Origin of the sequence: Streptomyces sp. NPDC032472 (genome assembly GCF_040636955.1) — a bacterium.
Lineage (GTDB): Bacteria > Actinomycetota > Actinomycetes > Streptomycetales > Streptomycetaceae > Streptomyces.
The window spans coordinates 83,311-105,378 of record NZ_JBEZVK010000003.1; the positions used below are offsets into that span (position 1 = coordinate 83,311).

At 72.2% G+C, this 22,068-nt stretch carries 21 protein-coding genes; 5 read left to right on the top strand and 16 right to left on the bottom strand.

Translation table 11 applies throughout. The annotated features are described in order from the left end of the window. Positions 1–181: 181 nt before the first annotated feature. Positions 182–595 (bottom strand): DUF3151 domain-containing protein, encoded by a 414-nt coding sequence (locus tag AB0F11_RS02585; RefSeq protein ID WP_362167454.1) that lies wholly within the window; start codon positions 593–595, stop codon positions 182–184. A 228-nt stretch (positions 596–823) separates the two neighbouring features. Here AB0F11_RS02585 and AB0F11_RS02590 point away from each other — a divergent pair, with 228 nt between their 5' ends. Further along, positions 824–2,263 carry a transposase gene (locus AB0F11_RS02590; RefSeq protein WP_362167457.1) on the top strand — a complete coding sequence of 480 codons (1,440 nt, stop codon included), beginning with the start codon at positions 824–826 and terminating at the stop codon, positions 2,261–2,263. A 321-nt stretch (positions 2,264–2,584) separates the two neighbouring features. Here AB0F11_RS02590 and fbaA read toward each other — a convergent pair whose 3' ends face one another. From fbaA to AB0F11_RS02625, 7 genes are all read right to left on the bottom strand, one after another. Then, a complete protein-coding gene (gene fbaA / locus AB0F11_RS02595; RefSeq protein WP_362167460.1) occupies positions 2,585–3,607 on the bottom strand; it encodes a class II fructose-bisphosphate aldolase in 1,023 nt (340 codons plus the stop codon). Positions 3,608–3,863: 256 nt separating this feature from the next. Beyond that, entirely contained in the window at positions 3,864–4,403 is a 540-nt protein-coding gene (pyrE, locus tag AB0F11_RS02600) for an orotate phosphoribosyltransferase (RefSeq protein WP_362167462.1), read from the bottom strand. A gap of 64 nt (positions 4,404–4,467) precedes the next feature. Beyond that, positions 4,468–5,256 (bottom strand): aldose 1-epimerase, encoded by a 789-nt coding sequence (locus AB0F11_RS02605; RefSeq protein WP_362167463.1) that lies wholly within the window; start codon positions 5,254–5,256, stop codon positions 4,468–4,470. Between the two features lie 21 nt (positions 5,257–5,277). After that, positions 5,278–6,195 carry an SRPBCC family protein gene (locus tag AB0F11_RS02610; protein ID WP_362167465.1) on the bottom strand — a complete coding sequence of 306 codons (918 nt, stop codon included), beginning with the start codon at positions 6,193–6,195 and terminating at the stop codon, positions 5,278–5,280. 131 nt (positions 6,196–6,326) lie between these two features. After that, positions 6,327–7,976, bottom strand: coding sequence for a polyamine aminopropyltransferase (locus AB0F11_RS02615; RefSeq protein ID WP_362167467.1), 1,650 nt, complete (start codon positions 7,974–7,976; stop codon positions 6,327–6,329). A 150-nt stretch (positions 7,977–8,126) separates the two neighbouring features. Further along, positions 8,127–8,669, bottom strand: coding sequence for a DUF2617 family protein (locus AB0F11_RS02620; RefSeq protein ID WP_362167469.1), 543 nt, complete (start codon positions 8,667–8,669; stop codon positions 8,127–8,129). 299 nt (positions 8,670–8,968) lie between these two features. Beyond that, entirely contained in the window at positions 8,969–9,259 is a 291-nt protein-coding gene (locus AB0F11_RS02625; protein ID WP_362167471.1) for a hypothetical protein, read from the bottom strand. A gap of 132 nt (positions 9,260–9,391) precedes the next feature. Here AB0F11_RS02625 and AB0F11_RS02630 point away from each other — a divergent pair, with 132 nt between their 5' ends. Continuing rightward, positions 9,392–10,591, top strand: coding sequence for a pyridoxal phosphate-dependent aminotransferase (locus AB0F11_RS02630; RefSeq protein WP_362167473.1), 1,200 nt, complete (start codon positions 9,392–9,394; stop codon positions 10,589–10,591). 124 nt (positions 10,592–10,715) lie between these two features. Beyond that, positions 10,716–11,870 (top strand): hypothetical protein, encoded by a 1,155-nt coding sequence (locus tag AB0F11_RS02635; protein WP_362167475.1) that lies wholly within the window; start codon positions 10,716–10,718, stop codon positions 11,868–11,870. 42 nt (positions 11,871–11,912) lie between these two features. On the opposite strand, the gene AB0F11_RS02640 is transcribed toward AB0F11_RS02635, so the two are convergent. Together AB0F11_RS02640 and clpB are read right to left on the bottom strand one after the other, a co-directional pair. Continuing rightward, on the bottom strand, positions 11,913–12,455 hold the full coding sequence (locus AB0F11_RS02640) for a YbjN domain-containing protein (protein WP_362167477.1): 543 nt from the start codon (positions 12,453–12,455) through the stop codon (positions 11,913–11,915). Between the two features lie 159 nt (positions 12,456–12,614). Then, positions 12,615–15,206, bottom strand: a complete 2,592-nt coding sequence (clpB, locus tag AB0F11_RS02645; RefSeq protein ID WP_362167479.1) for an ATP-dependent chaperone ClpB — start codon at positions 15,204–15,206, stop codon at positions 12,615–12,617. Between the two features lie 116 nt (positions 15,207–15,322). On the opposite strand from clpB, the gene AB0F11_RS02650 reads away from it, so the two are divergent. Next, a complete protein-coding gene (locus tag AB0F11_RS02650) occupies positions 15,323–15,736 on the top strand; it encodes a TIGR03618 family F420-dependent PPOX class oxidoreductase (RefSeq protein WP_362167482.1) in 414 nt (137 codons plus the stop codon). A 139-nt stretch (positions 15,737–15,875) separates the two neighbouring features. Here AB0F11_RS02650 and AB0F11_RS02655 read toward each other — a convergent pair whose 3' ends face one another. Together AB0F11_RS02655 and AB0F11_RS02660 are read right to left on the bottom strand one after the other, a co-directional pair. Then, the gene (locus AB0F11_RS02655) at positions 15,876–16,190 is read right to left on the bottom strand and encodes a (2Fe-2S)-binding protein (RefSeq protein ID WP_114053450.1); all 315 of its coding nucleotides are present in this window, start codon (positions 16,188–16,190) and stop codon (positions 15,876–15,878) included. Beyond that, positions 16,187–16,471: a hypothetical protein gene (locus AB0F11_RS02660; RefSeq protein WP_362167484.1), complete on the bottom strand. Its 285-nt coding sequence runs from the start codon at positions 16,469–16,471 to the stop codon at positions 16,187–16,189. Before AB0F11_RS02660 ends, AB0F11_RS02655 begins: the two co-directional genes overlap by 4 nt. A 102-nt stretch (positions 16,472–16,573) precedes the next feature. Between AB0F11_RS02660 and AB0F11_RS02665 the strand changes: the two genes are divergently transcribed. Further along, entirely contained in the window at positions 16,574–17,593 is a 1,020-nt protein-coding gene (locus AB0F11_RS02665; RefSeq protein WP_362167486.1) for a helix-turn-helix transcriptional regulator, read from the top strand. 113 nt (positions 17,594–17,706) lie between these two features. Here AB0F11_RS02665 and AB0F11_RS02670 read toward each other — a convergent pair whose 3' ends face one another. From AB0F11_RS02670 to dnaK, 4 genes are read right to left on the bottom strand one after another with little or no spacing between them, the layout of a single operon-like run. Continuing rightward, complete coding sequence (locus AB0F11_RS02670) at positions 17,707–18,177, bottom strand: helix-turn-helix domain-containing protein (RefSeq protein WP_362167487.1); 471 nt, start codon at positions 18,175–18,177, stop codon at positions 17,707–17,709. A 1-nt stretch (position 18,178) separates the two neighbouring features. Next, positions 18,179–19,360, bottom strand: a complete 1,182-nt coding sequence (gene dnaJ, locus AB0F11_RS02675; RefSeq protein ID WP_362167490.1) for a molecular chaperone DnaJ — start codon at positions 19,358–19,360, stop codon at positions 18,179–18,181. A 51-nt stretch (positions 19,361–19,411) separates the two neighbouring features. Further along, a complete protein-coding gene (gene grpE / locus AB0F11_RS02680) occupies positions 19,412–20,101 on the bottom strand; it encodes a nucleotide exchange factor GrpE (protein WP_362167493.1) in 690 nt (229 codons plus the stop codon). After that, entirely contained in the window at positions 20,101–21,942 is a 1,842-nt protein-coding gene (gene dnaK / locus AB0F11_RS02685) for a molecular chaperone DnaK (protein WP_362167495.1), read from the bottom strand. Before dnaK ends, grpE begins: the two co-directional genes overlap by 1 nt. Positions 21,943–22,068: the final 126 nt, after the last annotated feature.

A 22,068-nucleotide genomic window follows, 5' to 3' on the forward strand; every position in this document is an offset into this window, starting at 1 on the left:
CCCCGGTCCCCTGCCCGCATCATAGGACTGCTTCCCGGGCCGCCTCCAATGATGCGTGACCGGGCTCACAGACACTTTTCGGACACGGCGGAGCCCCGAAAGCCCCTGCCCGGCGGGCTGCCGGTCAGGGGCCTCCGGTACGGATCGGGCCGATCTGCCCTGGTCAGAGCCGGTAGCCCCGTCAGGCCCCCAGCGTCTGCGCCGCCGTCTCCGAGGAGTCGCGCAGGAACGTCGTGCAGCGCTCGTACTCGTCCTTCTCGCCGATCGCCTCGGCCGCACGGGCCAGGGCGTACAGGGCGCGCAGGAAGCCGCGGTTCGGCTCGTGCTCCCACGGCACCGGGCCGTGGCCCTTCCAGCCCGCGCGGCGCAGGGCGTCGAGGCCGCGGTGGTAGCCCGTGCGGGCGTACGCGTACGCCTCGACCGGGCGGCCGGCGGCGAACGCCTCGTCGGACAGGACCGCCCAGGCGAGGGACGAGGTCGGGTGCGCGGCGGCCACCTCGACGGCGGGCGTGCCGGCGGCGATGGCCTCGCGGCCGGGCTCGTCGGGGAGGTGGGTGGGGGCGGGGCCCCCGAGCAGGTTCTGGTGAATGGACATGGATCAAGTCTGGGGTATCGGGCGCCGAAGCGGGCGCGGTGTCGCATGCGTACGCCCCCACCACCTCGGCCGGGGTGCCCGGCGGTGGTCCAACCACCGCCGGGCGGCCCGCGCGTGGGGGGTGGTGGGCGCCCCACCACCGAGCGGCTCAGCCGTGTGCCCGGCGCACCTCCCCCCGGGAGGGGGCTCCGGCGGACCGTAGGAGGGCCATCGACGAAGGGGGAAGTCGTGACCACCGCCACCGCCACCGCCACCGCCACCGGCATGACCAGCGCCTCGACCAGCGCCATGACGAGTGCCATGACCAGCGCCATGGCCGGCGCAGCCGTCGGCGCCGTCGGCGTCGACCTCGACGGTGCGGTCGAGGAGCTGTGCTCCGCGGTGTTCACCTCCCTGCGGCGCAAGGACCAGCGCGAACGCGGCCGCCAGTACGTACGCGGGCTGCTCGCCACCGAGGGCCGCAAGTCGATCCGCAACATCGCCCACCACCTCAGCGGGGCCGCCGACGGCGGCGACGGCAGCGGCAGCGGCTCCGCCGCCGTCGAGCAGAGCCTGCACCACTTCATCGCCGCGTCGACCTGGGACTGGCAGCCCATCCGGACCGCGCTGTCGCAGTACCTCGGCCAGTCGGCGCCACTGAACGCCTGGGTGGCGCAGCCGATGGCGATACCGAAGGGCGGGGAGCACTCGGTCGGGGCCGGCCACCGCTTCGACCCGCACCGGGGGCAGATGTTCCGGGGGCAGCAGGCGTTCGGGGTCTGGTACACCTCCGCGTCGGTGGTCACGCCGGTGGGGTGGCGGCTGTTCCTGGAGGAGGGGGCGTGCGAGTCGCGCGAGGCGCAGGAGTCGCAGGAGTCGCAGGAGGTGCACGAGTCGTACGAGACCTGCGCGGTCACCGGTGTGCTGAACTCGGTGCGCGAGGCCGGCATGCCCACCCGGCCCGTGGTCCTCGACATCCGCGACATCGCGACCCGGGCCACGCTGAACCGGTTCGCGGAGGCGCGGGTGCCGGTGGTGGGGCGGATCAGCCCCGAGGCCCGGCTGCTGGTGACCGACCCGCGGCTCCCCGGCTTCGGCGCCGGGACGCTGGCCGCGCGGGACATCCTGCAGAACGTGCGGGGGCTGCGGATGCCGGTGGAGTGGCCCGACCCGGCGGTGCCGGGGGCGCGGCGGACCTCGCTGGTCGCGGCCGTGCGGGTGATGGTGCCGGATCCTGCTCCGGGGCGTCGGCGGGAGGTGCTGCTGTTCGGGGAGTGGGAGGCGGCTCGGCGGCTGCCGACGCAGCTGTGGGTGACCGACATGGTGCGGACGGATCCGGGGGTGCTGGTGCGGATGACGAAGACGGCGCTGCGGGTTTCGGCGGCGTCTGCGGTGAGTGGGCAGGACGTGGGGCTGCGGGACTTTTCGGGGCGGTCGCTGGCCGGGTGGCATCGGCATGTGACGTTGGCTTCGGTGGCCCATGCCGTTCGGTGTCTGGGGGGTGGGGATGCGGGTGGCTGGGGGTCCGGGCTGGGCTCGGCCCCGGGCTCGGTCCCGGTCCCGGTCCCGGCCCGGGGCCCGGCCCCGGTCTCCGTCCCGGGGGCGGTGGCCGGGCCGCTGCCGGGGCGGGTGGCTGGGCGACGGGCTGTGCGGAGCCATGCCGCTGCCTCTCTGACCGGGGCGCGGTGACCGTTGCCGCTGCGCGGAGCCGTCTCCCCGCCCCGCCCTTTCTCCGTATCCCGGAGCTTCGCCCCGGACCCCTTTCGCCTCAAACGCCGGCGGGGCTGAAGACTCGGGGCTCCGCCCCGGACCCCGCGCCCCAAACGCCGGCGGGGCTGGGTTTGCCCGCGCGGCCCAAAGACTCGGAGCTCCGCCCCGGACCCCGCGCCTCAAACGCCGGCGAGGCTGGGTTTGCCCGCGGGGCCGGCATTGGCGGGGCTGGAGTGTGCATGCGGAAGGGCCCCGTACACCGAGTGGTGTGCGGGGCCCTTTCGTGGTGCCGGGCGGGGATTACTTCAGCTTCGTGCCCGTCGAGCGGAGGTTGGCGCAGGCCTCCGTCACGCGCTGGGCCATGCTCGCCTCGGCCAGCTTGCCCCAGGTGCGCGGGTCGTAGGTGGACTTCTTGCCGACCTCGCCGTCGACCTTCAGGACGCCGTCGTAGTTGCGGAACATGTGGTCCGCGACGGGGCGCGTGAAGGCGTACTGGGTGTCGGTGTCGAGGTTCATCTTCACGACGCCGTTCTCCAGCGCGGTGGCGATCTCCTGCTCGGTGGAGCCGGAGCCGCCGTGGAAGACGAAGTCGAACGGGTTCGTCTTGCCGTACTTCTCGCCGACGCCCTGCTGGAGATCCTTGAGGAGCTCGGGGCGCAGGACGACGTTGCCCGGCTTGTACACGCCGTGCACGTTGCCGAAGGAGGCGGCCAGCAGGTAGCGGCCCTTCTCGCCCAGGCCGAGGGCCTCGGCGGTGCGGATCGCGTCCTCGACGGTGGTGTACAGCTCGTCGTTGATCTCGTGGCTGACGCCGTCCTCCTCGCCGCCGGTCGGGGTGATCTCGACCTCAAGGATGATCTTGGCAGCGGCGGCCTTGGCGAGCAGTTCCTGGCCGATGGCCAGGTTGTCGGCCAGGGTCTCGGCGGAGCCGTCCCACATGTGCGACTGGAAGAGCGGGTTCAGGCCCTTGGCCACGCGCTCGGCGGAGATGTCGAGCAGCGGGCGGACGTAGCCGTCCAGCTTGTCCTTGGGGCAGTGGTCGGTGTGCAGCGCGACGGTGATGTCGTACTTGGCGGCGACGACGTGCGCGAACTCGGCCAGGGCGACCGCGCCCGTGACCATGTCCTTGCTGTACTGGCCGCCCAGGAACTCGGCGCCACCCGTGGAGATCTGGATGATGCCGTCGCTCTCGGCCTCCGCGAAGCCGCGCAGGGCAGCGTGCAGGGTCTGGCTCGAGGTCACGTTGATGGCCGGGTAGGCGAACTTGCCTGCCTTCGCCCGGTCGAGCATCTGGTTGTAGACCTCGGGGGTTGCGATGGGCATCTGTCCGCTCCTTGGATGTGCGGGGAGTGTGCGATTGAACCCTGACCTGGGGGCGACGTAACCGTCGCGCCTATCTTTCCAGACTCCGCACGACCCTCGACCCGTGCCGGGAGGGGCGAATTCCGGAATCTGCGCCACCGGAGGGTGAAAGAGCAGGTCAGCGGTTGTTTCAAGGGTCCCGCACCCTTGTCGGCCGGCCCCGGGACCGTTCCGGAATACGGAACGGGGAACAGGCCCGGGGCCGGTGCCGGCCGGCTCAGGACAGGCCGAGGTCCGACAGCTGGTAGCCGGTCAGGTACGGCAGGCCCGCCTCGGCGATGGCGTCGGAGGCGCCGCGGTCCACGATGGTGGCGACGGCGACGACCTCGCCGCCCGCCTCGCGGACGGCCTCGACGGCGGTCAGCGGGGAGCCGCCGGTGGTGGAGGTGTCCTCGACGACCAGGCAGCGCTTGCCCTTGACGTCGGTGCCCTCGATGCGGCGCTGCATGCCGTGGGCCTTCTGCGCCTTGCGGACGACGAAGGCGTCCAGGCGGCCGCCGCGCGCCGCGGAGGCGTGCAGCATCGAGGTGGCGACCGGGTCGGCGCCGAGGGTGAGGCCGCCGACGCAGTCGTAGTCGAGGTCGGCGGTGAGGTCGAGCATGACCTGGCCGACCAGGGGGGCCGCCTCGCCGTCGAGGGTGATCCGGCGGAGGTCGATGTAGTAGTCGGCCTCCTTGCCGGAGGAGAGGATCACCTTGCCGTGCACGACGGCCTTGTCCTTGATCTGCTGCAGAAGCGCATCGCGTACGTCAGTCATGCTCCCGAGCTTAGTTGCGCGGGGGCAGGGGCCATGCCATGGCGCCTGCGCCACCGCGCCCGCCTCAGCCCAGCCGGCGCCACGTCCACGTCATCGCGACCTCCAGCGGGTCCACGGGCGTGACCAGCCGCGGCAGCGTGTTCAGCCCGTTCGGCGGGCCGGACTGCGGCTCCACGCACACGGCCTCCGGCTGCTCGTCGTAGACGACGACCCACTCGGCCCGGCTGGTGACCTTCAGCTCCAGCTCGCCGGGCCAGGTGAGGGTCGCCTCGACGCCGTACGGCATGCCGAAGCAGTCGTCCCAGGGGCCGGGCTGCGGGTCGATGCGCTTGCCGGTGGGCATGTGGTCGTCGCCGCGCTCCTCCTGCCAGGCGGGGTCGAAGTCGAGGTGTACGTCCTCGCCGCCGGCGCCGAGGTTGCGCAGGAACCAGGGGTGCCAGCCGGCCTGGGCGGGGAAGGAGTCGCCGTACGTCTCCACCCCCATCGTCACCGTCAGGCTCTCCGCGGACAGCTCGAAGGTCTGGGTGACCCGGCCGGGGTACGGCCAGGGCTCGGTGAGGTCGTACGTGAAGGCCGCCTCGGTGCCGGTGCTGTGGGCCCGGCGCCACGGGTGGTCGCGGCCGAAGCCGTGGATGGCGTGCGGCGGCTGGTTGATCGGCAGCCGGTGGACGGCGGCCCCGTCGCGGAACTCGCCGTACGCGGTGCGCCCGCACCACGGCACCATGGGGAAGCTCCCGTACCGGGGGCCCTGTCGCAGCAGCTCCGTCCCCTCGATGCGCAGGCTGCTGATCCGGCAGCCGTCCTCCTGGTCGACCGTCACCTCGGCGCCGCCGGCGCTCAGTTGCGTACTCATACCGCCGAGCCTAACGAGGAGTCAGCGGCGACGGCGCAGGGCCCGGCCGAGGACGACCGCCGAGGCCAGGGCGAAGGCGGCGGCCGGGGCGATCCAGCGCAGCCCGGCGCTGCCGGTGCTGGTGGCGGGCGCGGGCACGGGGGCGTAGCGGCCGCGCGGAGGCGCGTGGTCGACCTCCTCGGCGCTGCGGCCGATCATGGTGCGGCGGGCGTGGGCGGCCTCGGCGGGGGGCTGCGCGGCGCCGGCGGTGAAGGCCTCGACCTCGCGCAGGCGGTCCAGGTCCCCGAGGTCGGTGAAGTCGGAGATGTCGCCGAAGTCGCCGTCGAGGAAGGGGTCGAGTGCGGGCTCCCCGGAGGGGTCCGGGGACGGGTCGGAGGAGGGGTCCGGGGACGGGTCCAGGGAGGGCGGGGGGACCTCGGTGTCGAACACGGAGGCCCGGCCGGGCCCTCCGTCGCCCGCATCCCCGGCCTCGCCCGCGTCCCCCGCCTCGGACTCGGTCCGCCCGCCCGCCTGGGCGGCGAGCAGGCCCGCGGCCCGTTCCAGCAGCCGCTGTACGGCGCCCTCCACCGCCTCGGGCGCGAAGCCGGCGGTGCGCCCGCCGGCGGTGCCGCGGGCGGTGAGGTCCAGGGTGGTGCCGCCCTCGGCCGGGGTGAGCCGCAGCGCGACCGTCAGGGTGACCGTCCCGCTGCCCCGGACCTCGGTGCCCTCGCCGGCGACGGCGAAGTGGTCCGGGTCCCGCTCGGTGACGGACAGGCCACCGCGGTAGGTGACGGTGTTCCCGCCGACCCGCAGTTTCAGCCGGCCCGCCACGGGGCCGGATCCGGCGCCCGCGGCCGCGTCCTGCTGGAGCCCGGGGACGCAGCGGGCCACCCGGGCGGGGTCGCGCAGCACGGCGCGGAGGCTGTCGGCCGGTACCGGAACGAACACCTGATGCTCCATGCGCCCGAGCCTACCGAGGCGACCCCCTCCCGTACCCGGTCCGGCACAACCCGAATGGGGGGGGATTGGGCCATCGCAGGAATCGCCGTCGGGGAGCACCGCAGGATCAGCGATCGCCACGGCGATCGCCCTCAGCTGTAGCGCGGATGCGGCAGCGTCGACGGGGGCAGTCCCGCCACCCGGGTCCGCTCGGCGTCGCGGGCCGCGTCCCGCAGGGACTGCGTGGACAGCGAGCGCAGGCCGGGCGCGCCCGGCGTGTCGCGGTCGACGCGCAGCTCCGGGGCCCGCCCGCGGCCGGCCAGGACGAAGCCCCAGTCCTGCGGCGGTGCGTCGCTGACGCCGGGGCTGCGGTCGGGGCCTGCGGCGAAGCCGGAGAGCCGGCCGCCCGCGCTGTAGGGCGCGGTGCGCAGGCCGGCGGCGCGCAGGGTGGCTTCGACGGTCCAGTAGATGCGGGGGCGGGTGGCGAGCGGGCCGGCGTGCACGGCGAGCCGCCCGCCGGGGGCGAGGGCGCGCGCGGCGAGCCCGTAGAACTCCTGGGAGTACAGCTTCGTGCTCGGGGTGATGCCCGGGTCGGGGAGGTCGGAGACGATCACGTCGAAGCGGCGGTGGGCGGCCGGGCCGCGCAGCCAGCCGAAGGCGTCCTCGGTGACGACGCCGAGGCGGGGGTCCTCGTAGGCGCGGCCGTTGAGCGCGGAGAGCATCGGGTCCGTGCGGGCGAGGCGGACGACGCCGGGGTCGAGCTCGACGACGGTGACGGAGGCGACGTCGCGGTAGCGCAGCACCTCGCGGGCGGCGAGGCCGTCGCCCCCGCCGAGGACGAGGACGCGGCGGTGGGGGCCGGTCATGGCGGGGTGGACCAGGGCCTCGTGGTAGCGGTACTCGTCGTAGCCGCTGACGCGCAGCCGGCCGTCGAGGAAGAGGTCGAGGGAGCGGGGGGAGCCGGCGGCGGGGCCGGTCAGCACGAGCTCCTGTATGCCGGTCTGCTCGGCGACGCGCACCTCGCCGCCGTAGACGGCGCGCCGGGCGACCTGCTCGAAGTCGTCGGCGAGGACGGTGGCGCAGGCCAGGACGGCGAGCACGGTGGCGTTCGCGGTGATCAGCAGCCAGCGGGAGCGGCGGCTGAGGTCGCGGCGGAAGAGGAACAGGACGAGGCCGGAGCCGACGACCGCGTTGACGGTGCCGGTCAGCATGGCGCCGGTGAGCTGGCCGAGCACCGGCAGCAGCAGGAAGGGGAAGGCGAGCCCGCCGACGAGGGCGCCCACGTAGTCGGCGGCGAAGAGGTCGGCGACGGCGCCGCCCGCGTCCTGTCGGCGGATGCGCTGGATGAGGACCATGAGCAGCGGGATCTCCGCGCCGATCAGTACGCCGATCACCAGGGAGAACGCGACGAGCGCGGGCCGGGATTCGCCCAGCCAGGCGAAGCTGGCGTACAGCGCCATCGCCGAGAGTCCGCCGAGCAGTGCGAGGGCGGACTCGATGGCGGCGAATCCGAAGGCGGGCCTGCCCCGCAGCCGTTTGGCGAGCAGGGAGCCCACGCCCATGGCGAAGACCATGACGGACAGCACGACGGAGGCCTGGGTGACGGAGTCCCCGATGAGGTAGGAGCCGAGGGCGAGCAGTTCCAGCTCGTACACCAGTCCGCAGGCGGCGCAGACGAAGACGGTGGCCAGGACGAGGAGTCGGCCGGTCCGGGGCCGTACGGGAAGGGCGGGCGGGAGGGCCGCCGCGCCCCGGGGCTCCGGAGCCGGGAGCACCCGGCGCGGGACGGAACGGTCGATCATGCAGCGAACCGTACGTCACCGCCCACTTGCATCAGGTCACCCACATGAGTGCAAGTAGCGTTTCGTTCCCGCCAGTTGGCGCAACCTGTGCGCACCCCCCGTCCGCCCCGCACCCACCCTGTGCACGGCGCCCGCCTTGCGGCTGCGGCGCTAGAGCGGGGCGGGCTCCCGGGCGCCGGCGGATGCGCCGGCGCGCACGCCGACCCTCGTACGAGTGGCCACCAACTGGCCTTCCTGCGGGTACGCGTGCCACGTCCGCCACCGCACCTGGCCCTCGTGGCGCTGCGCGAGCATCGCGGTGAAGGCGTGCGGGCTGCCGGGAAAGGTTCCGGCCAATCCGTTCGGGTGATCGGCGACCAGCGCGAGCAGCTCCTGCGCGCGCCCGGCGAAGGAGCCCTGCGACAGGGTCTCGACGCGGGCGGCGAACTCGTACTCCCAGCCGTTCATCCGCTTGGCCACGCCGAGCGGCAGCGGCGTGCTGCTGCCGGGCATGCAGGCGACCGTCTCCGAGCAGAGCACCGCGCCCTCCTCCAGGAGCACCTGGTGCGAGGCTCCGAGCAGGCGCAATTCCACCCGGGCGCCCGCGAGTTCGAGGTTGAGGACGGCCAGGGCGGGCAAGCGGTCGCGACCCAGGGCCCAGGCGAGGTCGGCGGCACGCGTGTCGGTGTAGGTGGTCTGGAGGGTCGTGAGCATGAGTCGGCTCCGCAAACGCGCGAGGGAGAGGGGCCGGACCCCGCCAGCGGTCGGTTCAACGGGTGGGGGGTCACCGGCTCGGGTCCACAGGAAGTCCCTGGTGGTCCGGGGACTGGTCTACTCAACCGAGGGAATCATGAAAGGCACGGCACTCACAGCGTTTTTACCCAACTTGGTTGGGTTTACATCCCCGCGGGGGCTCAACAGTTCAGGTGTTCACCGGGACCCCGTACGCGAGGGCGCCCGGCGGCATGCAGCACCGCCGGGCGCCCCACGTACGCGGCGCCAGCTGCCCCGTGTCAGCTGGAACCGCCGCACCCCCCGCCACCGCAGGACGAACCGCCCCCGCAGGACGAGGAGGAACCGCAGGAGGACGAGGAGCCGCAGGAGGACGAGGAGCCGCAGCCGGCACCGCCGCCCGACCACCAGCTGTGGGAGCTGCTCCGCCCGGAGAGCCGCCGGGAGCTGCGCGGCTTGGACATGGAGAGGATCCTCGCGGTCCGCTTGCGGGAAGCCGCGCGCCGCACGGCGGCGGCGACGGCGACGACAACGGCGAACACGGCGAACACCACGGCAAAGGCCAGGAACACGGTCCTCGACCCCCTTTGACTAGGCCTCGGTCCCCCGAGGGAGCGGGATCCCCTCGTCCCGCGTGCAGGGGAGATGCCCGCGCGCCACCCCGGCCAAAGCGCACTTGAGCAACTCCAGAGGTTCGCCGCAGGATGAGGCCCATGAGCACACCCGCGGCAGGCCGCCGCCCCCTGTTGAACCGCCGTCTTGCGTCCTTCGGTACGACGATCTTCGCGGAGATGTCGGCGCTGGCCGCCCGCACCGGGTCGATCAACCTCGGCCAGGGCTTCCCCGACACCGACGGCCCGGCGCAGATCGCCGAGGCCGCCTCCCGGGCCGTCCTGGGGGGCCTGGGCAACCAGTACCCGCCGGGGCCCGGCGTCCCGGAGCTGCGCGCCGCGATCGCCCGCCACCAGCAGCGCTTCTACGGCCTGGACTACGACCCGGACACCGAGGTCCTGGTCACCGCCGGTGCGACGGAGGCCATCGCCGCGGCACTGCTGGCACTGCTGGAGCCGGGGGACGAGGTCGTCGCCCTGGAGCCGTACTACGACTCGTACGCGGCCTGCATCGCGATGGCCGGCGCGGCCCGGGTCCCCGTCACGCTGCGCCCGCACGCCGGCTCCTTCACCCTCGACCTGGACGAGCTGCGCGCCGCGGTCACCCCGCGCACCCGCCTGCTGCTGCTGAACAGCCCGCACAACCCGACCGGCACCGTGCTGGGCCCGGCCGAGCTCGCGGCCGTCGCCGAGCTGGCCGTCGAGCGGGACCTGCTGGTGGTCACCGACGAGGTGTACGAGCACCTGGTCTTCGACGGGGTGCACACCCCGCTGGCCTCGCTGCCCGGCATGCGCGGGCGCACGGTCACCATCTCCTCGGCCGGCAAGACCTTCTCGTTCACCGGCTGGAAGGTCGGCTGGATCACGGCCGCGCCGGAACTGGTCGCGGCGGTCCGCTCGGCGAAGCAGTTCCTGACGTACGTCTCCTCGGGCCCGTTCCAGTACGCGATCGCCGAGGCCCTGGACCTGCCCGACAGCTACTACGCGGACTTCCGCGCCGACCTGGCCGCCAAGCGGGACCTGCTCTCCGACGGGCTCGCGGCCGCCGGCTTCGAGGTGTACCGCCCGCAGGGCACGTACTTCATCACCACCGACATCACCCCTCTGGGTGAGAAGGACGGGCTCGCGTTCTGCCGGTCGCTGCCGGAGCGGTGCGGCGTGGTCGCCATCCCGAACCAGGTCTTCTACGACGACCAGGCCGCCGGTGCCGCCCAGGTCCGCTGGGCCTTCTGCAAGCGCACCGAGGTACTGGAGGAGGCCGTGGCCCGCCTCGGCCGGCTCGCAGGGGCGTAGCCCTCCCGTCGCCGAAGGTTCAGGGACGGTTTCCGGCAGACGGCCGCACGCGGTCTTGTCGGGGGCCGATGCTCTCCCCATCATCGGGGGGTTCCTCCCACCACCTTCGCGAAAGACGGGGTCCATGACGGCGACGGACAGTACGCCGGTTTCCGTGCGGCCGCCGGACCTCCGGACCGCCGGCGTGCCCGCGGCGGCGGTGGCGCTCGGGGTGTTCGCCGCCGTCCGCGGGGTCGGGGCACTGGTCGTCGCCGCCGCCGCGGGGTGGGCCGGTCGCAGCCCCGTGCGGGTGCTGGGGTACTCGTGGGACTCCGTCTGGTACCTGGCGATCGCCCGGCACGGCTACGGCCGGACGCAGATGTGGCCGGGGCCGGGCACCGGGTGGGTGCAGAGCGACTGCGCCTTCTTCCCGCTCTACCCGGTGCTGGTGCGGCTGGCCGGCGGGGGCCAGTGGGGCGCGCTGGCGGTGGCCTGGACGGCGGCCGCGGTGGCCGCGGTCGGCGTGTACCGGGTCGGCGAGCTGGTGGCGGGGCGGCGCGTCGGGGTGCTGCTCGTAGCCCTGTGGGCGGTGGTGCCGCACGCGGTGGTGCTCTCCCTCGCCTACACCGAGCCGCTGCTCGTCGCCCTGGCCGCCTGGTCGCTGTACGCGCTGCTGGGCGGCCGGTGGATGTGGGCGGCGGGGCTGGCCGCGGCCGCCGGGCTGACCCGGCCGACCGGGATCGCCGTGGCCGCGGCCGTGTCCGCGACCGCCCTGCACGCCGTGCTCGTACGGCGCTCCCGGGCGCCCGGGGTGTGGGCGGCCGGGCTGCTGGCGCCGGCGGGCTGGCTGGCGTACGTCGTGGCCGTCGGGGTGCGCAGGGGGGATCCGGCCGGGTACTTCACGGTGCAGCAGCAGTGGGGGTCCCGCTTCGACTGGGGCCGGGACACGCGGATCACCGTCTGGCGGGTGCTGACCGGCGGGCCCGTGCCGCTGGCCACCACCGTGTCGGCCGCCGTGCTGGGCGTGGCGCTGCTGCTGGCGGGGCGGCTGCTGCTGGAGCGGCCGCCGCTGCCGCTGCTCGTGTACACCACGGTCCTGCTGGTGATCGCCGTCGGCGGGGCCGGCTACTTCGAGTCCAAGCCGCGGTTCCTGCTGCCGGCGTTCCCGCTGCTGCTGCCGGCGGCCGCCGCAATGGCAAAAGCCCGGCCGCGCACTGCGGCCGCGGTGACCGCAGTGCTGGCCGGGCTCTCGTACGGCTATGGGGTGTATCTGCTGGTCATCGCCAGGATGCCACCGTAGTGCCGCCCATGGCGACGGCTGCCGAACGGCTTTCGAGGGGGACTACTCCCCCTCGCCGTCCTTGTCGTCGTCGCCGTCGGCGGCGTCGAGGTCCTTCTCCAGTCCGAGCTGCTCCACGAGCCACTTGTCGAACTCGATGGACGCGCGGACCCAGCTGACCGTGGAGGACACGAAGTGCTCCAGGCTGACGCCGGTGCCGATCAGCATCTGCGCCTCGCCGATCAGGCGGACGGAGCCGTCGTCGTGGGTGTGGCTGTAGACCTTCGGCCACAGGGTGCGACGGTTCCAGTCGTCGATCGACTCCAGGAGCTGCGGCTTCTCCTCGATCGGGTGCGGACGGTCGTAGAACGTCCGCACCGAGAAGACCTGCTGCTCTCCCTCGCCGCGGAACATGAAGTACGTGCGGAACTCCTCCCACGGCGCCGCGAGGTCACCCTCGTCGTCGACGACGTACTTGAGCTCCATCTGCTCCAGCAGCTGCTTGACCAGGTCCTGGTCGGGGACCACGGGGCCCGCCGGTCCTGTGGCCTGCGGTTCGGGCTGCTGCCCTCCGAAATTCGGAATCGAGGCCGGGTCGATGCTCACCGTGTTCTTCCCTTCGTGCGGATGATGCCATCCTCCCCCATCGCTCCTACCCCGTGTCCAGCCCCACACGTGCGATCCGCTCCGGGCGGACAGCCGTGCCCCGTGCCCGGCGGGGCCGGGCACGGGGCAGGACAAGGGGTCCGGGCTACGGGACCCGGGCTAGAGGGCCTTGCCGACCAGGAGGTCGTCGCCGGCCACGTCGACCCGGACGGTGTCGCCGTCGCGGACCTCGCCGGCCAGGATCTCCTTGGCGAGGCGGTCGCCGACGGCCGTCTGGATCAGGCGGCGCAGCGGCCGGGCACCGTACGCGGGGTCGTTGCCCTTGTCGGCGAGCCAGGCCAGGGCGTCGGGCGTGACGTCCAGGGTGAGGCGGCGCTCGGCCAGGCGCTGGGCCAGGCGGCCCACCTGGAGCTCGGCGATGTGGGCCAGCTCGTCCTTGGTCAGGGCGGAGAAGACCACGAGGTCGTCGAGCCGGTTGAGGAACTCCGGCTTGAAGGAGGCCCGGACGACCTCCAGGACGCGGTCGCGCTTGTCCTGCTCCGAGGTCACCGGGTCCATCAGGAACTGGCTGCCCAGGTTCGAGGTGAGGATCAGGATCGTGTTGCGGAAGTCGACCGTGCGGCCCTGGCCGTCGGTGAGGCGGCCGTCGTCGAGGACCTGGAGCAGGATGTCGAAGACCTCGGGGTGGGCCTTTTCGACCTCGTCCAGGAGCACCACGGAGTACGGGCGGCGGCGGACGGCCTCGGTGAGCTGGCCGCCCTCCTCGTAGCCCACGTACCCGGGCGGGGCGCCGACCAGGCGGGCCACGCTGTGCTTCTCGGAGTACTCCGACATGTCGATGCGGACCATGGCCCGCTCGTCGTCGAAGAGGAAGTCGGCGAGGGCCTTGGCCAGCTCGGTCTTGCCGACGCCGGTGGGGCCGAGGAAGAGGAACGAGCCGGTCGGCCGGTCGGGGTCGGCGATCCCGGCGCGGGTGCGGCGCACGGCGTCGGAGACGGCGCGGACGGCCTCGCCCTGGCCGATCAGGCGGCGGCCCAGCTCGGCCTCCATGCGCAGCAGCTTCTGCGTCTCGCCCTCCAGGAGCCGGCCGGCGGGGATGCCGGTCCAGGCGCCGACGACGTCGGCGATGTCGTCGGGGCCGACCTCCTCCTTGACCATGGTGTCCTTCGACGCCTCGACCGCGGCCTCGGCCTCGGTGGCCTCGGCGAGCTCGCGCTCCAGGGCGGGGATCTCCCCGTAGAGCAGCTTGGAGGCGGTGTCGAAGTCGCCGTCGCGCTGGGCGCGCTCGGCCTGGCCGCGCAGGTCGTCCAGGCGCTCCTTGAGCTCGCCGACGCGGTTGAGTGACTGCTTCTCCTTCTCCCAGCGGGCGGTCAGGCCCCGCAGGTCCTCCTCCTTGTCGGCGAGGTCCTTGCGGATCTTCTCCAGGCGCTCGATCGAGGCCGGATCGGACTCGTTCTTCAGCGCCAGCTCCTCCATGCGCAGGCGGTCGACCGAGCGCTGCAGCTCGTCGATCTCCAGGGGGGAGGAGTCGATCTCCATGCGGAGCCGGGACGCGGCCTCGTCGACGAGGTCGATGGCCTTGTCGGGCAGGAAGCGGGAGGTGATGTAGCGGTCGGAGAGCGTCGCCGCGGCCACCAGGGCGCTGTCGTTGATCTGCACCTTGTGGTGGGCCTCGTAGCGGCCCTTGAGGCCGCGGAGGATGGCGATGGTGTCCTCGACGGTGGGCTCGGCGACCAGGACCTGCTGGAAGCGGCGCTCCAGGGCGGGGTCCTTCTCGATCCGCTCGCGGTACTCGTCGAGGGTGGTCGCGCCGACCATGCGCAGCTCGCCGCGGGCCAGCATGGGCTTGAGCATGTTGCCGGCGTCCATGGCGGAGTCGCCGCCGGCGCCCGCGCCGACGACGGTGTGCAGCTCGTCGATGAAGGTGATGATCTGGCCTTCGCTGGACTTGATCTCCGCGAGGACGGCCTTGAGGCGCTCCTCGAACTCGCCGCGGTACTTGGCGCCCGCGACCATCGCGCCGAGGTCGAGGGAGACCAGGCGCTTGTTCTTCAGGGACTCCGGGACGTCGCCCTTGACGATGCGCTGGGCCAGGCCCTCGACGACGGCGGTCTTGCCGACGCCGGGCTCGCCGATGAGGACCGGGTTGTTCTTGGTGCGGCGCGACAGCACCTGCACCACGCGGCGGATCTCCTGGTCGCGGCCGATGACCGGGTCGAGCCGGCCCTCGCGCGCGGCAGCGGTGAAGTCCGTGCCGAACTTCTCCAGGGCCTTGTACTGGCCCTCGGGGTCGGGGGTGGTCACCCGCCGTCCTCCTCGTGCGTCTCGGAAGGCGTCCAGCAGCTTCTTCGCCGTCGCGCCCTGTGCGGAAAGGACCTCACCGGCGGCGCCGCCCTTGGCGGCGACGGCGATGAGGAGGTGTTCGGTGGAGAGGTACTCGTCGCCGAGCTCCCCGGCTTGGCGGTCCGCCTCGGCGAGGACGGCGAGCAGGTCGCGGGTGGCCTGTGGGGGCGCCACCGTGGAGCCGGTGGCACTCGGCAGGGCGGCGAGCAGCTTCTCCGCGCCGGCCCGGACGGCGACCTGGTCGGCGTCGGTGGCGGCGAGCAGGTCGGTCAGGTTCTCGTTGTCCTGGCCGGCGAGCAGGGCCAGCAGCAGGTGGGCCGGGGTCAGGTCCGCGTGGCCGTCCTTGACGGCGCGGCTGGTGGCGGCGTTCAGCGCTTCCCGGCTCTTGTTGGTCAGCTCGGCGTCCACGTGCGACTTCTCCTCTCGGGTGCAGCCCGATACCGATCACTCTGATGACTCTGACACGGTCAACGTGCGCAAAGTTGAGTCTATTCCACTCAAGGCCAGAGTCGTACGCTCTGCGCATGTCCCATGACGTACTCCACCCGACGCCCGAGTACCTCGCCTTCTGGCGGGAGCGGCACGTCTGCACCCTCACCACGCCGCGCCCGGACGGCACCCCGCACGTCGTGCCGGTCGGCGTGACGTACGACCCGGAGGCCGGGCTCGCGCGGGTGATCAGCAACAAGCACAGCAAGAAGGTCCGCAACGTGCTCGCGGCGCAGGGGACGGCCCAGGGCGGGGCGCGGGTCGCGGTGTGCCAGATGGAGGGGAAGCGCTGGGCGACCCTGGAGGGCCGCGCCGTGATCCGTACCGACGAGGCGGCGGTCGCCGACGCGGTGGCGCGCTATGCGGAGCGGTACGGGCGGATGCCCTCGCCCAACCCGGACCGGGTGGTCATCGAGATCGCCCTGGACCGGGCGATGGGGCGCGCCTGAAAGGCTGTTCTGCCTTCACCTTTGTCCGGTTCGAATACTGGACGGGGACATCACAACGGCGCCATCGTGGTCAGGTCCACGATGGCGCCGTTGTGTGGGGGAAGCACCTGGAGCGATCTGCAACGACGGGGGAATCGCTTCAGGCACTGCGGGGGGTGGCGGTGGTGATATCGGGTTCGAAGAGCTGGTGGTCGCGCTGATCGAGATTGACGAAGACCATGCCGTAGCGCACCTCGCAGCGGACGGGCTGCGGCGCACCGCGGGGGCGGCGCAGGCAGCGGTACGCCCGCACGTCCTCGTCCTCCTCGCGCGTGATGACGATCGGCTGGCCGAACAAGGTGACCATCAGCGAGTCGCCGACCTGGGGGATGGCCGTGGCGAGGTCGATGAACTGCCAGCCGGAGCGGTAAGCGGAAGCCATTTCGCGGCGGAAACCGCGGTCGTCGGGGGTCATGCCGCGCTCTCCGCAGCAGAGGTGGCGGATTCGGCATCGACGGGGGCGGAGCGCCAACCGCTGTCGAGCGGGGCCGCACGCCAACCGCTGTCCTCCAGCGGCGCCGCGCGCCATCCGCTGTCCAGCGGGGCCGCACGCCATCCGCTGTCCTCCAGCGGCGCCGCCTGGGTGTCCGCGGCGCCCCCTCCGGCGCCCCCCAGAGTGGCTCCGGCAAGTCCCAGACCGGCCACAGCCGAGAAGATGACGGTGGCAAGCGCCGAGCGAAGCATTCTCTTGTTCATGGTCGGCTTCGTCCTCACTTGATGAAATCCTCTCCCCCGCCTGTCAGACGATGGCTCATTCAGGCACGTCGCTGCCACAGGGACGATGCATCATGTTCTTGCATGTTCAGGACCCTGGGGGGTGGAGATTTGACCATAAACACAACAAAAGCGACACATCCCCACTCGGTCACCGACCTGTGCAGTGAGGGGGCGCGGCTCTACACGAGCGCGCTGCGGACCGGTCGCATTGCACGTGGAGACGTGAAACCGGCGCCTTGCCTGCTCGATCTGGCCCTGTTGCAGCCGGATCCTGATGACGTCAATTCACTCCGTCCGGTTCCACCGGCGGTCGCGCTCGCACAGCGGCTGCATCCGATCGAACGCGAGATCCGCGAGCGGCACCGCGATTCTCTCGAACTGTCCGAGGCGTTCGAGCCGTTTCTCGCCATCAGTGCACAGACTCCGGCCAGCACCCACGCCATCACGGTGCTGGAGGGCTTCGACCCCATCAACGCGGCCCTCAACCTCGCCACCGCCGAGTGCCACACCGAGATGCTCACCATCCAGCCCGGCGGCGCCCGCCCCAGCCTGGAGCTTACGGAAGCCCTGGAGCGCGACCAGCCGCTGACCGACCGCGGTGTCCGGATCCGGACCCTCTACCAGCACACCGTCCGCCACAGCCGCGGCACCCTCGCGTACGTCGACATCCTCAAGGCCGGCAAGGTCGAAGTCCGCACCCTGGAGGAGCTGTTCGAGCGGCTCATCATCTTCGACCGCACCGTCGCCTTCATCCCGGCCAGCGACGACCGCCAGGTCGCCCTGGAGCTGCGCCACCCCGGGCTCGTGGACTACCTCATCAAGGTGTTCGAGCAGCTGTGGCACCGTGCCGTGCCGCTGCAGGAGGAGGTCACCTACCAGCCCACCCGCGGCGGTATCTCGGGCGTACAGCGCTCCATCGCCCAACTCCTCGTCGAGGGGCACGTGGACGAGGCCATAGCCCGCCGGCTGGGCATGAACGTACGGACCTGCCGCGCGCACATCGCCAAGCTCGCCAGCACGCTCGGCAGCGGCAGCCGCGCCCAACTCGGCTTCCTCATCGCCCGGTCGGGGATCCTGGACGACGACGCGGCGGACGGCTGAGGCCGACCTGACCCACAGGTGTGCGGGAACGCGTGAGGGCCCCGCCCGGGTTCCCGGGCGGGGCCCTCACGCGGCCTGTGGCCGTTCTGCGCTTGGCCCGCGTATGGCCGGAACTAGTCGGCCTGGCGCTTCGGGGCGGGCCGCCAGACGACCAGCGCGTTGCCCTGCACCGGCGGCTGGTACTTGACCAGGTCCCGCCGGTACGAGGCGTGCACCTGGGCCTCGCGCTGCTGGAGCACGGCCGCCGCCCCGTCCACCGCCGCCGAGAGCTCGGCGACGCGCTGCTGGAGCGCCTCGACCTGGTTCTGCAGCTCGATGATCCGCTTGATCCCCGCCAGGTTGATGCCCTCGTCCTGGGACAGCGCCTGCACCGTGCGGAGCAGTTCGATGTCCCGGGCCGAATAGCGCCGGCCGCGGCCGGCCGTGCGGTCCGGGGAGACCAGGCCGAGGCGGTCGTACTGGCGCAGGGTCTGCGGGTGCAGACCCGAGAGCTGGGCGGCCACCGAGATCACGTACACCGGGGTCTCGTCGGTGAGCTCGTATCCTCCGCCCCCGAACCGGGCCTGTCGTCGGCGGCCGTCCATGTCATGCTCCCTTCGCGGACTCGAACAGCGCGGCACGCGGGTCGTCCGACTCCGTCGCGTCGCGGTACATCTCCAGTGCCTCGCGTGCCTTGTCCGTCAGGACCGACGGGGTCGGAACCGCGACCTCCACCGTCACCAGCAGGTCGCCCCGGGTGCCGTCCTTGCGGACCGCGCCCTTGCCTCGGGCCCGCATGGTGCGGCCCGTGGGGGTGCCCGGGGGCAGCTTCAGCGTCACCGCCGGGCCGCCCAGGGTCGGGACCTTGATGTCGGCGCCCAGGGCCGCCTCGGCGATCGTCACGGGGACGGTCACCGTCAGGTTGTCGTCCTTGCGGCCGAACACCGGGTGGCTGCCCACATGGACCACCACGTACAGGTCGCCCGCGGGGCCGCCGCGCTCGCCCGGCGCCCCCTTGCCGCGCAGGCGGATCCGCTGGCCGTCGGAGACGCCCGCCGGGATCCGGACCTGCATGGTGCGGGAGGACTTGGCGCGCCCGCTGCCCTTGCAGACCTCGCAGGGGTTCTCCGCGATCAGGCCGCGGCCCTTGCAGTCCGCGCAGGGGTCGGTCAGCGAGAAGCCGCCGCCGCTGCCGCGCGAGACCTGGCCGGTGCCGACGCAGGTCGGGCACACCCGGGGCGTGCCGTTCTTGTCGCCGGTGCCCGAACAGGCCTTGCAGGGGGCCTGGGAGGACATCCGCAGCGGGACCGTGGCCCCGTCCACCGCCTCCGTGAAGGAGAGGGTGACCTCGGACTCGACGTCCTGGCCGCGGCGCGGCTGGGTGCGGGTGCCCGCACCGCCGCCGGCCCGGTTGAACAGGCCGCCGAAGACATCGCCCAGACCGCCGCCGAAGCCGCCGCCCGCGCCGCCGCCCTGGGCGCCCCCGAAGAGGTCGCCCAGGTCGAAGTTGAACGAGCCGCCCGCGCCGGGACCGGGGCGGAAGCCGCCGTTCCCGAACAGCGCGCGGGCGTCGTCGTACTCCTTGCGTTTCTTGGCGTCGCCGAGGATGTCGTTCGCCTCGGAGATCTCCTTGAAGCGCTCCTCGGCCGCGACGTCGCCCTTGTTGGCGTCCGGGTGGAACTCGCGCGCGAGCTTCCGGTACGCCTTCTTGATCTCTGCCTCGGTGGCGTCCTTGGGGACACCGAGGACCTTGTAGTAGTCCTTCTCGACGAAGTCCTTCGTGCTCATCCCCGGTGTCCCTCCTCCCGTGCCCCTACGTGCTCGATCCTGCGGACGTCATCAGCCCTTGTCGGCTGCATCCGCGTCCTTGTCCGACGGCGTGTCGCCTTCCGCGGACTCGGACTTCGGGGCCGCGCCCGGCTGGGGCTCGGCCACCGCGACCCGCGCGGGGCGGATCGTCCGCTCGCCGATCCGGTACCCCGGCTGCAGGATCGCCACGCAGGTCGTCTCGGTGACGTCCGGCGCGTACGAGTGCATCAGGGCCTCGTGGATCGTCGGGTCGAAAGGCTCGCCCTCCTTGCCGAACTGCTGCAGCCCCATCTTGGCGGCGGCGGTCTCCAGCGATTCGGCCACCGACTTGAAGCCGCCGACCAGCTCGCCATGGTCCCGCGCCCGGCCGATGTCGTCCAGCGTCGGGAGCAGCTCCGTCAGGAGGTTCGCGACCGCGATCTCCTTGACGGCGACCCGGTCCCGCTCCACCCGGCGGCGGTAGTTCTGGTACTCCGCCTGGAGCCGCTGGAGGTCACCGGTGCGCTCGGCGAGCGCCGTACGGACCTGGTCCAGCTGCGCCAGCACTGCCGCGTCCTCGGCGGACCGGTCGGACGTGGCGGACTTTGCTCCGGAGTCCCCGGCCGGGGCCGCCGCCTCCTCGGAGGAGGAGTCGGCGGTCTTCGGCTGGGCGGCGTCGTCAGGGGTGGCGCCGTCGGGGACTTCGGGCTTCTCGTCGAAACCCGCGGTCTCCTCCGGCATCAGTGCGCGCCCTTCGGCTTGTCCTCGTCGACGATCTCGGCGTCCACGACGTCGTCGTCCGCCTTGGCCTGGCCCGCGTCACCGGCACCGCCGGCGGCCTGGGCGGCCTGGGCGTCCGCGTAGATCGCCTGGCCGAGCTTCTGGCTGACCGCGGCGACCTTCTCGGTCGCGGTGCGGATCTCGGCCGTGTCCTCGCCCTTGAGCTTCTCCTTCAGCTCGGCGACGGCGGACTCGACCTCGGTCTTGACCTCGGCCGGGACCTTGTCCTCGTTGTCCTTGACGAACTTCTCCGTCTGGTACACGAGCTGCTCGGCCTGGTTGCGGGTCTCGGCGGCCTCGCGGCGGCGCTGGTCCTCCTCCGCGTACTGCTCGGCCTCCTCGCGCATGCGGTTGACCTCGTCCTTGCCGAGCGAAGAGCCGCCGGTGACGGTCATCTTCTGCTCCTTGCCCGTGCCCAGGTCCTTGGCGGTCACGTGCATGATGCCGTTCGCGTCGATGTCGAAGGAGACCTCGATCTGCGGGACGCCGCGGGGGGCCGGCGGCAGGCCGGTCAGCTCGAACATGCCGAGCTTCTTGTTGTACGCCGCGATCTCGCGCTCGCCCTGGTAGACCTGGATCTGCACGGACGGCTGGTTGTCCTCGGCCGTGGTGAAGATCTCGGACCGCTTGGTCGGGATCGTGGTGTTGCGCTCGATGAGCTTGGTCATGATGCCGCCCTTGGTCTCGATGCCGAGGGACAGCGGGGTCACGTCGAGGAGCAGGACGTCCTTGACCTCACCCTTGAGGACACCGGCCTGGAGGGTGGCGCCGATGGCGACGACCTCGTCCGGGTTCACGCCCTTGTTGGCCTCCTTGCCGCCGGTCAGCTCCTTGACGAGCTCGGCGACGGCGGGCATGCGGGTGGAGCCGCCGACCAGGACGACGTGGTCGATCTCGCCCAGGGAGATGCCGGCGTCCTTGATGACGTTGTGGAACGGGGTCTTGCAGCGCTCCAGGAGGTCCGCGGTCAGCTGCTGGAACTGGGCGCGGGTGAGCTTCTCGTCCAGGTGCAGCGGGCCTTCGGCGGACGCCGTGATGTAGGGCAGGTTGATCGTGGTCTCCGTGGAGGAGGACAGCTCGATCTTCGCCTTCTCGGCGGCCTCGCGCAGACGCTGCAGGGCCATCTTGTCCTTGGACAGGTCGACGCCGTGGCCGTTGGCGAACTGCTTCACCAGGTAGTCGACGACGCGCTGGTCCCAGTCGTCACCACCGAGGTGGTTGTCACCGTTGGTGGCCTTGACCTCGACGACGCCGTCGCCGATCTCCAGGAGCGACACGTCGAAGGTGCCGCCACCGAGGTCGAAGACGAGGATGGTCTGGTCGTCCTTGTCCAGGCCGTAGGCCAGGGCGGCCGCGGTCGGCTCGTTGACGATGCGCAGGACGTTCAGGCCCGCGATCTCACCGGCCTCCTTGGTGGCCTGGCGCTCGGAGTCGTTGAAGTACGCCGGGACGGTGATGACCGCGTCGGTGACCTTCTCGCCCAGGTAGGCCTCGGCGTCGCGCTTCAGCTTCTGCAGGATGAAGGCGCTCATCTGCTGCGGGTTGAAGTCCTTGCCGTCCAGGTTGATCTTCCAGTCGGTGCCCATGTGGCGCTTCACCGAGCGGATGGTGCGGTCCACGTTCGTGACCGCCTGGCGCTTGGCGACCTCGCCGACGAGGACCTCGCCGTTCTTGGCGAAGGCGACGACGGACGGCGTGGTCCTGGCGCCCTCGGCGTTGGTGATGACGGTGGGCTCGCCGCCTTCGAGAACGCTGACGACGGAGTTAGTGGTGCCCAGGTCGATGCCGACCGCACGTGCCATTTCGATTCCTCCAGGTGACTTGAGTGGAACAGACTCAAGGATGCCCGACACCCCGAATCGCGTCAACAGAGCTGAGTGGAGTCGACTCAACTTTTATCGCGCCCTTACGCTCACGCGAGTGAATCT

What these genes read in the sequence shown, in the direction of transcription:
- AB0F11_RS02585 (WP_362167454.1), bottom strand. Translation starts at nt 595, where the DNA reads ATGTCCATTCACCAGAACCTGCTCGGGGGCCCCGCCCCCACCCACCTC.
- AB0F11_RS02635 (WP_362167475.1), top strand. Translation starts at nt 10,716, where the DNA reads ATGACGGCGACGGACAGTACGCCGGTTTCCGTGCGGCCGCCGGACCTC.
- AB0F11_RS02615 (WP_362167467.1), bottom strand. Translation starts at nt 7,976, where the DNA reads ATGATCGACCGTTCCGTCCCGCGCCGGGTGCTCCCGGCTCCGGAGCCC.
- dnaJ (WP_362167490.1), bottom strand. Translation starts at nt 19,360, where the DNA reads ATGAGCACGAAGGACTTCGTCGAGAAGGACTACTACAAGGTCCTCGGT.
- AB0F11_RS02650 (WP_362167482.1), top strand. Translation starts at nt 15,323, where the DNA reads ATGTCCCATGACGTACTCCACCCGACGCCCGAGTACCTCGCCTTCTGG.
- AB0F11_RS02630 (WP_362167473.1), top strand. Translation starts at nt 9,392, where the DNA reads ATGAGGCCCATGAGCACACCCGCGGCAGGCCGCCGCCCCCTGTTGAAC.
- AB0F11_RS02620 (WP_362167469.1), bottom strand. Translation starts at nt 8,669, where the DNA reads ATGCTCACGACCCTCCAGACCACCTACACCGACACGCGTGCCGCCGAC.
- fbaA (WP_362167460.1), bottom strand. Translation starts at nt 3,607, where the DNA reads ATGCCCATCGCAACCCCCGAGGTCTACAACCAGATGCTCGACCGGGCG.
- AB0F11_RS02660 (WP_362167484.1), bottom strand. Translation starts at nt 16,471, where the DNA reads ATGAACAAGAGAATGCTTCGCTCGGCGCTTGCCACCGTCATCTTCTCG.
- grpE (WP_362167493.1), bottom strand. Translation starts at nt 20,101, where the DNA reads ATGCCGGAGGAGACCGCGGGTTTCGACGAGAAGCCCGAAGTCCCCGAC.
- AB0F11_RS02605 (WP_362167463.1), bottom strand. Translation starts at nt 5,256, where the DNA reads ATGAGTACGCAACTGAGCGCCGGCGGCGCCGAGGTGACGGTCGACCAG.
- dnaK (WP_362167495.1), bottom strand. Translation starts at nt 21,942, where the DNA reads ATGGCACGTGCGGTCGGCATCGACCTGGGCACCACTAACTCCGTCGTC.
- AB0F11_RS02670 (WP_362167487.1), bottom strand. Translation starts at nt 18,177, where the DNA reads ATGGACGGCCGCCGACGACAGGCCCGGTTCGGGGGCGGAGGATACGAG.
- AB0F11_RS02610 (WP_362167465.1), bottom strand. Translation starts at nt 6,195, where the DNA reads ATGGAGCATCAGGTGTTCGTTCCGGTACCGGCCGACAGCCTCCGCGCC.
- AB0F11_RS02665 (WP_362167486.1), top strand. Translation starts at nt 16,574, where the DNA reads ATGTTCAGGACCCTGGGGGGTGGAGATTTGACCATAAACACAACAAAA.
- pyrE (WP_362167462.1), bottom strand. Translation starts at nt 4,403, where the DNA reads ATGACTGACGTACGCGATGCGCTTCTGCAGCAGATCAAGGACAAGGCC.
- AB0F11_RS02655 (WP_114053450.1), bottom strand. Translation starts at nt 16,190, where the DNA reads ATGACCCCCGACGACCGCGGTTTCCGCCGCGAAATGGCTTCCGCTTAC.